Below are 12,748 nucleotides of genomic sequence, written 5' to 3' on the forward strand. Positions count from 1 at the left end.
GTCATGCAATAAATTGCACCTCGACCATGGCTGGGGCGCCGAAAGCGGGAGGCACGACGGGCCCGCAGTATGCCGTGGCCGGCGCGGCTATGCCGGTTCGGGTGCCGGCCTGCCGGTACGGGCCCGTCGGCGCACCCGGTCGAGCAGACCTGCGGGGTCCGGTTCGGCCTGGAGGCCGCGGAGCAGCAGCAGCCACAGGTCGTGCAGATGGGCCTCGATGTGCCGGCGCCCCTCCAGGGCGTCGGAGACGGTGTGCAGTCCGAAGAAGGCGCAGACGACGCTGTGCGCGGTGGCGGCGGGCGGCACACCGGCGGCGAGTTCGCCGTTGTCGCCGGCTTCTTCGAGGAGTTGGGTGACCGCGTCGATCCAGTCGAGGAACGGGGCGGGAAGCTCGGTTTCGATGGCCTTGCGTTCGGCCCAGAGACGGGATCCGGCGCGTACCACGATGTCGTCACGGAACGCCCGGGCCACGTCGAAGCTCAGCCCGACGAGTCTTTCCAGAGCGGGCAGACCGGGCTTCCGGTACCGGGTGATCAATTGCGGCCAGGTGGCGAAATGCTCCTCGACAATGGCGAGGGCGAGCTTCTCCTTGCTGGCGAAATGGAAATAGATCGCCCCGCTGGTGCGGCCGGAATGTGCGCTGATATCGCTGATGCTGGTGCCGGCGTACCCTCGCTCGTCGAACAGGGCCGCCGCCGCCTCCAGAAGGAACCTGCGTGTCGTCTTCGCCCGGATCTGCACGTACACCTCAGATGTCGTTCTCGTGCCGGCGGCCCGCAATCTATCGCGCTGCGCCACCCGGAATGAACAGGTGCGCATGTTCGAATTTCGATATTCCCTGGTCGTATGAGTACCTCAACTGCTGGCACCGCCGGAAAGAGTGAGCCGCTCAGCTGGTCCCGCACCGTCGAGCGGGAGCTGGTGCACCGGACTTCCGTGGCGGAGGTCCTCCTTACGGATGTACGGCGGACGGATACCCCCCATGTCTTCGCCGCGGCCGCGTCGTGGCCGCGCGCCCATGCGACGTTCCCCCGCGACGGAGCACCGCGGCACAGCCCGTTGATCCTCGTGGAGACGCTGCGTCAGCTCGGTCTCTACATCCCGCTGCGGTTCTACGCCGTTCCCGCGGCGTGCCACGCGGTCATCACCGACCTGTACTTCCGCCTCGCGCCCGGCAAGGAGCCACCGGCCCGCGCCGGAGCGACCGAGGTCACCTGCCGCGCGCGGGTGAGCGCGGTACGGCGCGATCCGGACCGTCGCGTCACCGGCCTGCGCCTGGACGCCGCCTTCACCGTCTGCGGGCTGGCCTTCGGACAGGGAGGCGGCGGTGTGCGGTTCCTCAGCGACGCGCAGTACGGCGCCCTGCGCGGCAGGTCCGCCCGCGTCGGCATGGTGACCCCCGCCCCGGAAGCGGCCTACCGCCCGCCGGCGGCGGAACTGTCGGTGAACCACCCGCAGGACGCGGTCCTTGCCGTCGCCGGGGGCCGGCTGCTCCTCTCGCCGGCCGACCCGCTGCACCCGTTCCTCTTCGACCACCCGACCGACCATGTGCCGGGCATGGCCCTCCTGGAGGCCGCGCGGCAGGCCGCCTCGTACGGCAGCAGGGGCGCCCTGGGCCGGCCGCGCGCCGGGCGCATGAAGGCCGTGCGCTTCACCGAACTCGCCCCGCCCGCACGGGTGCTGTGCACGCAGTACGACTCGACCTGCGTCTTCCGTGTCACCCAGGGCGACACACGGACGGCCTACGGAACCCTGAGTTACTCATAGAAACATAAAATATGGACAATTAGGAGTCTATTGACCACGCCGAGTTGCCGTCCGTAACGTAACGATCGTTATTTTCCGCTGCAGAGCGCACCAGGTTCCCCCTTCTCGGTGGCTGCCCTCTGCCGGAAACCCCCGCCCGGTGCCCGGCGGCCGTCATCCGACGCTGCCTCGCCCCGCACGCGACCGGTCATTCGCCGCTCCGGGCCTGTCGGAACGGAAACCCGGATGACCGCACATCGCTTTTTCTCCTGGACACCCGCCGCCGTGGTCTTCGACTGCGACGGCACCCTGATGGACACCGAACGCCACTGGCAGGATGCCCGCGACATGGTGCTGCGCGAATACGGCTGCACCCCCTCGGCCGAATTCTCCGAACAGGCCCGGGGTCTGCACTACACCGAGTGCGGGCGCCTGATGGCCGAGGCGGCCGACCGCCCCGACCTGACCAAGGACATGACGGACACCCTGCTCGACCGCTTCCGCGACCTCGTGGCGGCCAACCCCACCACCATGCCCGGCGCGCCGGAACTGGTGCATTCGGCCGTGCAGTTCGCCCCGCTGGCGGTGGCCAGCAACTGCCCGCTGGAAGTCGTCGAGTCGTGCCTGGACATGGCCGGACTCCGGGACTGCTTCCGCCACATCGTGGTGCCCGACGCCGCCATCAGGCCCAAACCGCACCCCGACGTGTACGTCACCGCCGCCCGGCTCTGCGGAGTCGATCCGGGGGACGCCCTGGCCGTCGAGGACTCCCACTGCGGCGTGCAGGCCGCCGCGGCCGCCGGCATGCGGGTGCTCGGCGTCGGCGCACAACCCGGCGAGAAGGAACAGGCGCTGGCCGACTGGTGGGTCGACTCGCTGGAGGAGCCGACGGTACAAGGGTGGGCGGACGCCTGTATCCCGGCCCAGGACACCGGGCCCGGCGGCCTCAGGGCCACCGGCTCCTAGGCCGGTTCAGGGCCGTCCCGTCCGGTCTGCGGTCAGGTCGCCTGTCCCGTCCGACCTGCGGTCAGGGCTCCCGTCGCACTCGGCCTGCGGTCAGGACTCCGGTCCCGGCCGCTGTCCGTCCGTGGCGCGCATGAGGCCTTCGGTGCCGGTCATATAGGCCTCGACGGCCCGGCGGGCGGCGGCCTCGTCGCCCGCGGCCACCGCCTCCGCCACCGGGTGGAGGCGGTCCGCGGCGGCAGCGGCGTCCTGGAACGGCCGGGCGAGCGCCTGGCGGACCGGGAGGTAGCCGCCGAGCAGGGTGTTCGTCATGAGCAGATAGACGCGGTTGCCGGTGGCGCGGGCCAGGGTGCGGTGGAACTCGGCGTCGGCGAGCTGCACCTGGTCGGCGTCGCCGCCGGCGCGCACCGCGGCGACCTGCTGCCGCAGCGCCGCGACGTCCCGCGCGGTCGCCCGGCGGGCCGCCAACTCGCCGATCAGCACGCCCACTTGGCGTCGTACCTCGAAGATCTCCGCCAGCCAGGCGCCGTCCCGCAGCACCAGGGACGGCAACAGCTCCGCGGTCCCCAGCCGCCAGAAGTCCCGGACCCGCGTGCCCACTCCGTGCCGGGTCTCGACCAGGCCCGCCTGCATCAGACGGACGAACGCATGCTTGAGCGTGGTGCGGTTGACCCCGTAGGAGGCGGCCAGCTCGCGCTCGGGCGGCAGCAGCGCACCCACCGGGTGCCGGCCGTCGATGATCGCGTCCCGCAGCCGGCGCTCCAGGGCGTCGACCGTCGTGTCACGAGTGATCGGATCGTCCATCGGTGCCGCCACCGTTCCCCCCACCCCGCGCCGCCCGGGCGGCCGTCCTCCGTTGCCGTGCGCGCCCCACCGTACAAGGGCGCCGGGCCGGCCCGTGAGGTGGTCACGCCTGCCGTACGTCCGGCCGTACGCCGAGGTGTCCGGCCGGGCCTGGGGCCGCGCCGCGCGGCCGGACCGGGGCTCAGCCGCCGGCCGCCCGGCAGGCCGCCTCGGACACGGCGAGGGCCAACGCCATGATCGTGAGCTGCGGGTTGACCTCCGGGCAGCTGGGCAGCGCGGAGCCGTCCGCGAACACCACGCCCCGCACACCGCGCAGCCTGCCGAGCGGATCCGCGGGTGCCCGCCGGGCGTCGGCCCCCAGGGCGACGGTCCCGGTCGGGTGGAAGGCCGACAGGTGGAGTTGCCGCGGGGTGACCGGTTCGAGGACGGCGTCCAGCTCGCGGGTGGTGCGGACGGACGGGGCGCCCGGTACCCCCGTGAACACCTCCTCGGCGCCGGCCGCCAGCAGCAGTTGACCCATGGCCCGTACGGCGCGCAGCAGCCGCCGGCCGTCGCGCGGGGCGAGGCGGTACCAGGAGACCGCCCGCTCCCGGCCCGTCACCCGGCCGCCGGGCCGGTCGGCGATCATGGCGCCGAGGGTGGCGAGGTGGCCGGAGCGGTCGAGGCCGGCGCGCAGCGCCCGGCCCGCACCGGGCAGCACGAACGAGCTCAGGCCCGGCGGTGGAGCGGTGGCCTCCAACAGGATTCCCTGGTCGTGGAGTTCCTCCACGCCGGCGCTCTGCAGCACCGACGGTGTGCCGGCGACCGGCTCGGCGAAGCGGCCCGCCACGCTGGTCGCGGGGTGGACCGCGAGATTGCGGCCGGTCATCGGATGGCTGCCAAGGCCGGACCGGCGCAGCAGCAGCGGTGACTGGAGGGCACCGGCGGCCACGACCACCAGCGGGGCGAGGTTCTCGAAGGTGGTGCCGTCCGGCCGCCGGGCCGCGACCCCGGCCACCCGGGGGCCGCCCGGGCGGTCCCGCTCGACCAGGAGGCGCCCCACGCGGGCCGAGGTGACGATGCGGGCGCCGTGCGCGCAGGCGTCGGGCAGCACCGACAGCTGCACGCTCTGCTTGGCCCCCGTCGGGCACCCCACGACGCACTCACACGAGCCCCGGCAGCCGGGCGCGTTGCGGCGCAGGGCGTCGGCCCGCCAGCCCAGCCGCTCGGCGCCGAGCAGGGCGAGACGGCCGTTGGTCCCCAGGACATCGGTCGGCTGCCGGGCCACGGACAGGGTGCGTTCGGCCTCGTCCAGCTGGCGGCCGAACTCCGGGGCGTCGGCGAGCGGCAGGCCGAAGTCCTGCCGCCAGCGGGCCAGCACCCGGTCCGGAGTGCGGTAGCAGGTACCGGAGTTGACGAGCGTGGTGCCGCCCACCGCCCGTCCGGTCGGCAGCAGCACGCCGGGCACGCCCAGCATGACGCTCGCGCCGCCGTCCCGGTAGAGCTCGCCGAACCGGTCGAGCGGGGTACGGCGGGCGAACTCGGCGGTGCTGTGGTGGCGGCCCTCTTCCAGCACCAGCACCCGCAGTCCGGCCCGGGCCAGGGTGCGGGCCGCGACGGCGCCGCCGGCACCCGAGCCGACAACGACGGCGTCCGCGGTCTGCCGGTCCGGCCACTGCGCCGAGGGCACACAGTCCAGCGGCGGGTCCGCGGGCGCTGCCGAACGGGCCGCCGGGGTGGTGCGGCGCGCGTGGAATTCCGTACCGGCCGCGAGGAGCACCGGAATCTTGACCAGGTCCAGGAGGTGCGCCGTGCCCGGCCCGTTCACCAGGCCGGTGACGGTGCGCTCCCGCTCGTCCGGGGTGAGGCGGGCGAGCGGCCGGCCGTGACGGGCCCGGGCAGCGGCGTCGACGGCGGTCGCCGCCGCGGCCATCGCCGCACGGGTGGCGCGCGGCATGGCGGCGAGGGCGGCATCGAGACGGCCGGCCACCGCGCGCACCGTCGCCGGGTCGTCCTCGGCCAGCAGCGCGGCCAGCAGCCCCTCGGTCGCGGTGTTCATCGCTCCCCCACCTCCGCGTGCGCGGTGCCGCGCAGGGTCCATGCGGCCTCCGGGCGCCAGCCACCCCACCACCGCTCCAGGACGACATGGGCGTCGGCCGTGACGCTGTTACGGCACACCGCACGGCTGCCGTCCGGGTCGATGTACTCCAGCGCCAGGGTGCGTGCTTCGGGCTGGTGCACCATGACCCGGATCCGGCGCGGTCCGGCCCGTCCGGTGACGGTCCAGGAGGGCAGGCCCACGTCCGCGCGGAAGCGGCCCAGCCCGAACCAGCCGGCCGCGGTGCGGGTGCCGCGCCGGGGCCAGTCGCGGCCCGCCCGGCGCAGCCGCAGGAACACCAGCGGGGGCAGCCGGTCCAGCCCCGGGCGGCGGGCCACCGCCGCCACCACCTCCAGGACGTCACCGCCGCCGAGGTCGGCGTGCAGCCAGGCCCAGCGCCGGGCGTTGCCGTGGCCGTAGATCCGTCCGGTGGCGCCGGGGGCACCGGCCAGGGTGAGGTCGGTGCCGGGGCCGCGGACCGTCCCGGTGTAGCGGGCCCGGCCGCCCGGCACGATCTGCGCGGCCGGCAGCAGGGGGCGGCGCCAGGCCCAAGCGGGGAACGTGTGCAGCGTGGGGCCTTCTTGATCCTCCGTCAGGTCCCAGGTATAGGGCCCGCAGCTGCCGTGCAGCCGGCCGGGTCCGGCCGCGACGCCGGTGGTCCGGAACCCGGTGGCATCGGGCGTGACCGGTTCGGGACCGAAGCGGGCGTGGGCGACCGGCCCGCCGGGCGGGCACACGGCCACCCAGCCGTGCGCGTAGCCGCCGCTCCCGTCCTCGGGGGCCGTCACCTCGTGGTGCAGCCAGAGACCGGTGCCGGTCGACGGCTCGGTGACGGTGGTGTACCAGACCTCCGTCCGGCCGGGCCGGCCGTTCCACCGTGGGGCGAGCTGCTCCGGGCCGGGGTCCACGGCCGGGAAGCGGAAGCTGGCGAGGAACGGCAGCAGGGCGCCGGCGAGCGAGAAGCGCAGCGTGCCGCGCCCGGCCTCCTGCTGAGCGTCGTCGTGGACGGTGAAGGGCAGGACGGTCAGGGAGTGCAGCGGGCGGCGCGGCGAGAGGGACTTCCAGCCGTCCAGCAGGCAGGTGCGCCCGGCCGTGCGGAAGGAGAGGCGGTAGCGGATGCGGCGCCGGGCGAGCGGCGAGATCTCCATCTCGCCCGCCACGGAGGCCTCCTCGCCCCAGCCGCGGACCCGCAGCCGACCGCGAACGTGCGCCTGAGTGGTGCGCCAGGGCAACAGCAAGGCGTCGGTCCGGACCTCCAGATCCAGCCGGACCGGCCGGGTCTCCCGCTCCCCGGTCAGCTGCACGCTGCCGGTCATGGTCTCGGTGAACCGTGTGCGGCGCGTCGTCATCGGGCGGCGCTCCCTCGGCGGCCGGCCGCCCGTCGCCGGACCGGGCCGGCCGGGCCGCCCGTCGGGACGGCGCCCGGCGGGCACCCGGGCCTCTCCTGCGGGGGCGTGCTCTGCATCCGACAGCTCCTCACCGGCGTGGATCGGCAACAGTGGCTCAGTGGATGAGCCACTCAATCAATGGAATTCCGGAGCGTCAAGAGGTGTGCGGGGAAAGGGAGTTGGTCGCTCCGGGCGGGCACGGTGGACCGCCGCTCCTCTGTGGCAGCGGTTCACCGTGCCCGTACGGCGCCGTACGGGCCCGGACCCCGCCGCCGTGAAACGGCAGCCGGTCCCGGGCCCGTACGCCTTGGTCTACGCCCTCACAGCGAGACGTCGGGGTGCAGCCGCCCGACGGTCCACACCCGCTGACGCCGTACGGCGAGCGCGGTCACGGCGAGGAAGCCGGCCGTGAAGGCGAAGAGCACGACGAAGTCCCGCAGGAGGTTCGCGGTGAGCCCGCCCGACACGGTGACCCGCAGTCCGTCGACGAGATAGGTCATCGGGAGCAGGGGGTTGAGCACCTGGAAGAAGGCCGGTTCGGTGGGCAGCGGATAGAGCCCGCCGGAGGCGGTGAGCTGGAGGATGAGCAGGACCAGCGACAGCACATCGCCGGGCACCCCGAACACCGTGCGCAGACAGTGGTCCACGGCGACGAACGCCCCCGCCGCGGTGACCAGGAGCGCGAGCGTCCAGAAGCCGTGGACGGGATCGAGCCCGAGGGCGAGATCGACGACGCCGTAGAGCACCAGCGCCCCCACGGCGCCGAGCACGGCGGCCGGCAGCCATCCCGCGACGGCGGTGGTCCACGCGCCGACCCGGCCGACCAGCGCACGGGCGTTGAGCGGGCGCAACAACAGATAGGCGAAGAGGCCGAACACCCACAGGGCGATGCCGAAGAAGAACGGCGCCAGACCGCGTCCGTAGACGCCGGCCGGATGCAGGTTTCCCCGGTCGATGTGTACGGGGGTGCCCAGGACCTCGGCGGCGTGCGCGACCTGGTCGGGGCTGGTGCGGGGGATCTTGTGCAGTCCGTCGTCCACCGTGCGGGAGACCTCCGAGGCACCGTCGTGCGCCTGGTCCGCGGCGGTGCGCAGGGCTCCGGAGCCCTTCTCCAGGGTGCCGAGCCCTTCGGCCAGGCCGTGCGCGCCGTCGGCGGCGCTGTGAGAGCCGGTGTCGATGAGGCGGAGCGGGGTGTGCAGGGCCAGCACGTCACGCCGGAGTGCGCCGATGTGGTTCTGGAGGCGCTCGGCGTCATGGAGGGAGCGCCGGGCGTTGTTCTCGGCGGCGGCGGCCCGGCCGTCGAGGTCGGTGGCGGTCGCATCCAGTGCCCGGGCGTGGCTCAGGGCCTTTTGGTAGACCGGGTCGTCCCGCAGTTCGGGATGGGCGTCGCCGAGGCCGGTGAGGTCCGACACGGCCCGTGAGGTGCCCTTGTGGGTGGCGCCGGTGGCGGTGTGCACCGCGTCCAGACCGTCGGTGGTCAGCCGGGCGGTGGTCACCAGCGCGGAGACTGCGGCGGGAAGGCGGTCGGCCGCGGCCTGGTCCAGGCGGCCGGAGAGGGTGTCGATCTGCCCGGCGGCCCGGGCGATCTGCCGCGCCCCGGCGGCGACGCCGTCGGCCCCGCTGTGCAGCCCGGAGGTGGCCGAGGTGACCGTGGAGGTGCCCTGTTGCGCGACACGGGTGGCTCCCACCAGCCGGTGTGCGCCGTCGGCGGCGGTGGTCAGCTTGTCGCGTACGTCCGACAGTTCGCCGTAGACGCTGCGCACATAGGCGGCGTGAGTGGCGGAGTTGACCTGGTCCTGCAGCTTGTTCTGCACGACCTCGGTCATGATGCCGGCGATGTAGTTGTTGGCATCGTTGAGTTCGATCCGGATACCCGCTTGTTGCGGGCGGGTGTCGGCACCCGTCGCGAGCTTGCGGCTGAAGTCGGGCGGGATGCCGACGGTGAAGAAGTAGCGGCCGTGCTCCAGCCCGTCCCGGGCCTCGGCCGGGCCGACGAAGTGCCAGTCGAAGGTGCCGGACGCCTTGAGCTGCTGGACCAGTTGGTCGCCGGCGTCCACCCGGCGGCCCTGCCGGGCGTGCGCCAGGTGGTCCTGGTTGACCACGGCGACCGGCATCCGGTCGGTCTTGCCGTACGGGTCCCAGTTCGCCCAGAGGTACATGGCGCCGTACAGCAGCGGCACCAGACAGAGCAGGGCGGGCACCAGTCGGCGCACCGGGCCGCGGAAGCGCCGGAGTTCCAGCAGTGCCAGCTTGACGGCTCTCATGAGTCGGCGTCCTCTCGGGCAGCGGCCTCTTCGGCCGGGAGGCGGTCCCGGCTGCGCCGCGGCAATAACAGCGCGGTCAGGCCGGGGGCGGGCGGAGGCGGCTGGAGGCACCCGGCCAGCACGGTGGGGCCGTCGTTCCGGACCCGGTCCAGGGCCTGCCACACGGATGGCTGCGCGTCGGGCGGCAGACCGGCGTCGACATCGTCGACGACCAGGGCGCCCGGCCGCTCGGCGAGGGCCAGCGCGGTCGCCAGCAGCAGCTCGCCGACCGGGCCGAGGTCCTCGACCAGGTCCGCCCGGCGCGGAGCGATGTCCAGCGTCCCGAAGGCCTCGCGGATGCCGCGCTCGGTGACACCGGGGCTGGTCAGGCAGCGTTCGGTCATCACCTCCCGGACCCGCAGCCGTCCTTCGAGCGCGACCGCGGGCGCGGCCCGGGCAACGGCGACCAGCCTGCGGACCCGCCGGCCCTCGGCGGGCAGGACATGCCCGCCGACCCGGACGGCCCCGCCGGACAGCCGCATCCGCCCGGCGAGCGCGAGCAGCAGCGACGTACGCCCGGAACCCGCCGGACCGTGCACGGCGAGCAGTCCGCCCGCCGGTACGTCCAGGTCCACCCCCTCGAACACCGGCCCTCTCGGACCACGCACGCTCGCCCCGCGGGCCACCACGTCCACGCCAGCCGCTGTCATGCAGCAAGTCCTAGCCGGGACGGGCCAACTCACCCATGTATCAGGCCAGTTGTGACGATGTTCACGTAGGTGGGGGGTGCAGGAGGTGCGCTCCGGCGCGGCGGTCCGGTCGGGGATGGCGGGGCGGCCGGGTGAGGGGGGGTGGCCGGGTGCCGGGATCAGCAGTTGCCCTTGCGACGAGCCGGGATCACAGTGAGAAGGGGAACATATGCGCGATCGGAGAGCATCGTGATCATTCTCGGCGTCATATTGCTCATCATCGGTTTCGTGACCGGCATCGGGATCCTGTGGACGATCGGGATCGTGCTCGCCGTCCTGGGCGCGATCTTCTGGATTCTCGGCTCGATGGGGCACGCGGTCGCCGGGCGTCGGCATTACTGGTAGCCCCGCCCACCGGCCCGCTGGCACCTGCCCGCGTGCCGGCACCGCTCCTTCCGCACGCGCCCGTCGCACTTCCCGCGCCCACCGGGAACCGGCCCGCGTGCACCGTACACAAGGAAGAGCTTTCCGGTATGGACACACAAACCCCGGATCAGGATCCCCGCGACAGTCCTGGTGCCGTCGGCGGGGTGCCGCCCGGCGAGACCCCTGCGGGTGAGGGCAGCACGGGCTCGGAGACCGGCCCTGCTGACCGGCAGACACGCGGCTGGGCCAAGGGCCCGGTGATCATCCTCGGCATCATCGTCGTACTCTGCGCGGCCTTCTTCATCGCCTACGCGGTGACCGTGACGCTGTGACGCGGTGATCGTGGAGCGGGCGGGCCGGTCCCGCGCCCGCCACTCGGCCCGGTCACCCTCGGTGAGGTGCCCGGCAGATCCCGGCAAGACTCGGCCCGGGGTAGCCCTCCGCGAGGGTGCCCCGGGCCGAGTGGGCTTGCGGCGCCTCAGGGCTCCTGCGGATCGACACCGGTGTGTGCCTCCGTGTCCCTGCCTCCGCTCGGCCGGCGCGAGCGGCCCTTGGGCCCCATGTCGCGCATGCCCTTCTCGTCGGTCTTGGCGGCCCGGCGCTCGCCGCCCTTCGTCTCGCCCTTCACCTCGCTGGCCGGCGGCACCTTCTCCCGCCCGCTGCCCTCCTTGCTGCGGTCCTTTTCGGGTGCGTAGCGCTCGGGGTGGAAGGACCGGTGGGCGCTCGGGTTCTCCTGCTGTTCGGTCTGGTCGACATCGGGCGACCATCCGTGCTGCTCGGACCCCTTGTGCGCGCTGGGACCCTCGCCCGACTTCGGATGCGAAGACTTCCGCTTTTCAGACACGTCGGCTCCTTGTGTTGGCGCCGCGTGGGGCGGCGCTGACTGCCCCCGCGCAGCGTGCGGCAGTCCGGATTTCCCGCCTGCGGGCCCCTGACGGCAGCATGCTACGCACGCCGCCTCGGCCCCTGCGTGGGCAGGCCCGCTACCTTCAGGCTGCGGGCGAGCCGGGGCATCCGCATCTCAGCCCGGCGGCCCGGGGACGCCGGCGCCCCGGGCACGGCACGATCCCCGCAGGCCGCGCACCCAAAGCGGCCTTTCCGCTACGGAGAGTGGTCAACCGCCCGCCGGATCACGAGGGCGAGGGGAAGTCACCCGGCCGTCGGCGACCAGCGGACCGGCAGGTGCCGCGGGCCACGGAGCAACGCGCCCAACCGCCAGCGCAGATCGGCCGGGTGCGCGTCCAGCTCCAGCGTCGGGCAGCGCTCCAGGAGCGTACGCACCGCGATCCGTGCCTCCATGCGTGCCAGCGGGGCGCCGAGGCAGAAGTGGATGCCATGGCCGAAGGCCACATGGCCGCGGGCGTCGCGGGTGATGTCGAAGCACCCGGGGTCACCGAATCGGACCGGGTCCCGCCCCGCGTCGGCGATCACGGGGAGGACGACCTCGCCACCGCCGGGGATCACCGTGCCCGCGATCTCGGTCGCCTCGGTGGTGAAGCGGAAGGTGGAGGTCTCGATCGGTCCCTCGTAGCGCAGCATCTCCTCGACCGCGTTGTCGATGAGGGACAGATCGGCGCGCAGCGCAGCGAGTTGCGCCGGGTGGGTGAGCAGGGCCAGGACACCGTTGGAGATGAGATTGGCGGTCGTCTCATAGCCCGCGATCAGCAACAGCTGGGCCATTCCCAGGAGTTCCTGCGCGCTGAGCCGGTCGCCGTCCTCGTCGCTCACCGCGATCAGATCACTCAGCAGATCGTCGCCGGGGCGGGCCCGTTTCTTCTTCACCAGATCGTCGAGATAGCCGGTCATGGCCACCAGGGCCTCCCCGGCCTCCGGCGTCGCGGCGCCGACGAGCAGGACGTCGGTCCAGGCGCGGAAGGCCTCCCGGTCCAGGAACGGGACGCCCAGGAGTTCGCAGATGACGGTGATCGGCAGCGGGAAGGACAGCGCATCGACGAGGTCGGCGCGGCCGTCGGGCGCGGCGAGCATCGCCGTCAGCAGTTCGTCGGTCAGCTCTTGGATGCGCGGCGCGAGGGACGCCATCCGGCGGGCCGTGAAGGCGCGGGCGACCAGGCCACGCAGCCGGGTGTGGTGCGGCGCGTTGGAGCGGAGCATCGTCACGCCCATGGTCACCGGCTGCATCGGCTGCGCGGACGAGGCGTGCCGCCACTCCTTCGACAGCCGCGGGTCGCTGAGCGCCGCACGCACCTCGTCGTATCCGACGACCAGCCAGACGACCGTGCCCTCCGGGAGACGTACGCGGTGTACCGGGCCCTGCTCGCGCAGCGACGCGTACACCTCGTACGGATTGCGGACGAAGTCCTCCCCCATTGCCGCCAGATCGCGCGTCTCCACCGGTTGCGTTGCCATCCGGCCTCCTCCCCCTCGTGCCCTTGCCTCGGTACTGCCACATTT

12 protein-coding genes are annotated in these 12,748 nt (G+C 73.4%); 4 read left to right on the forward strand and 8 right to left on the reverse strand.

Annotated elements, in window-relative coordinates:
- Positions 1 to 87: 87 nt before the first annotated feature.
- The gene (locus CPH93_RS03500; protein WP_093487190.1) at positions 88 to 747 is read right to left on the reverse strand and encodes a ScbR family autoregulator-binding transcription factor; all 660 of its coding nucleotides are present in this window, start codon (positions 745 to 747) and stop codon (positions 88 to 90) included.
- Positions 748 to 846: 99 nt separating this feature from the next.
- Here CPH93_RS03500 and CPH93_RS03505 point away from each other — a divergent pair, with 99 nt between their 5' ends.
- Together CPH93_RS03505 and CPH93_RS03510 are read left to right on the forward strand one after the other, a co-directional pair.
- The gene (locus tag CPH93_RS03505; RefSeq protein ID WP_231977166.1) at positions 847 to 1,767 is read left to right on the forward strand and encodes a ScbA/BarX family gamma-butyrolactone biosynthesis protein; all 921 of its coding nucleotides are present in this window, start codon (positions 847 to 849) and stop codon (positions 1,765 to 1,767) included.
- A 225-nt stretch (positions 1,768 to 1,992) separates the two neighbouring features.
- The gene (locus CPH93_RS03510) at positions 1,993 to 2,712 is read left to right on the forward strand and encodes an HAD family hydrolase (RefSeq protein WP_093487188.1); all 720 of its coding nucleotides are present in this window, start codon (positions 1,993 to 1,995) and stop codon (positions 2,710 to 2,712) included.
- A gap of 90 nt (positions 2,713 to 2,802) precedes the next feature.
- Here the strand turns inward: CPH93_RS03510 and CPH93_RS03515 are convergent, their stop codons facing one another.
- The 5 genes from CPH93_RS03515 to CPH93_RS03535 all read right to left on the reverse strand — a co-directional run bounded on the left by CPH93_RS03515 (position 2,803) and on the right by CPH93_RS03535 (position 9,931).
- Positions 2,803 to 3,513: a FadR/GntR family transcriptional regulator gene (locus CPH93_RS03515; RefSeq protein ID WP_096211904.1), complete on the reverse strand. Its 711-nt coding sequence runs from the start codon at positions 3,511 to 3,513 to the stop codon at positions 2,803 to 2,805.
- 181 nt (positions 3,514 to 3,694) lie between these two features.
- Entirely contained in the window at positions 3,695 to 5,551 is a 1,857-nt protein-coding gene (locus CPH93_RS03520) for a GMC family oxidoreductase (protein ID WP_096211905.1), read from the reverse strand.
- Positions 5,548 to 6,939, reverse strand: coding sequence for a hypothetical protein (locus CPH93_RS03525; protein ID WP_093487182.1), 1,392 nt, complete (start codon positions 6,937 to 6,939; stop codon positions 5,548 to 5,550). Before CPH93_RS03525 ends, CPH93_RS03520 begins: the two co-directional genes overlap by 4 nt.
- A 359-nt stretch (positions 6,940 to 7,298) precedes the next feature.
- Positions 7,299 to 9,242 carry a YhgE/Pip family protein gene (locus CPH93_RS03530; RefSeq protein ID WP_093487180.1) on the reverse strand — a complete coding sequence of 648 codons (1,944 nt, stop codon included), beginning with the start codon at positions 9,240 to 9,242 and terminating at the stop codon, positions 7,299 to 7,301.
- Positions 9,239 to 9,931 (reverse strand): ATP-binding cassette domain-containing protein, encoded by a 693-nt coding sequence (locus CPH93_RS03535; RefSeq protein ID WP_231977167.1) that lies wholly within the window; start codon positions 9,929 to 9,931, stop codon positions 9,239 to 9,241. Before CPH93_RS03535 ends, CPH93_RS03530 begins: the two co-directional genes overlap by 4 nt.
- A gap of 228 nt (positions 9,932 to 10,159) precedes the next feature.
- Here CPH93_RS03535 and CPH93_RS36110 point away from each other — a divergent pair, with 228 nt between their 5' ends.
- Both CPH93_RS36110 and CPH93_RS03545 read left to right on the forward strand, forming a co-directional pair.
- A complete protein-coding gene (locus CPH93_RS36110; RefSeq protein WP_093487176.1) occupies positions 10,160 to 10,315 on the forward strand; it encodes a DUF6131 family protein in 156 nt (51 codons plus the stop codon).
- Positions 10,316 to 10,443: 128 nt separating this feature from the next.
- A complete protein-coding gene (locus CPH93_RS03545; RefSeq protein ID WP_093487174.1) occupies positions 10,444 to 10,668 on the forward strand; it encodes a DUF6480 family protein in 225 nt (74 codons plus the stop codon).
- 146 nt (positions 10,669 to 10,814) lie between these two features.
- Here the strand turns inward: CPH93_RS03545 and CPH93_RS03550 are convergent, their stop codons facing one another.
- Both CPH93_RS03550 and CPH93_RS03555 read right to left on the reverse strand, forming a co-directional pair.
- Positions 10,815 to 11,180: a hypothetical protein gene (locus CPH93_RS03550; RefSeq protein WP_006601765.1), complete on the reverse strand. Its 366-nt coding sequence runs from the start codon at positions 11,178 to 11,180 to the stop codon at positions 10,815 to 10,817.
- A gap of 305 nt (positions 11,181 to 11,485) precedes the next feature.
- On the reverse strand, positions 11,486 to 12,703 hold the full coding sequence (locus CPH93_RS03555) for a cytochrome P450 family protein (protein ID WP_096211907.1): 1,218 nt from the start codon (positions 12,701 to 12,703) through the stop codon (positions 11,486 to 11,488).
- Between the last annotated feature and the right edge of the window lie 45 nt (positions 12,704 to 12,748).

Source organism: Streptomyces sp. 2323.1 (assembly GCF_900221035.1).
Lineage (GTDB): Bacteria > Actinomycetota > Actinomycetes > Streptomycetales > Streptomycetaceae > Streptomyces > Streptomyces sioyaensis.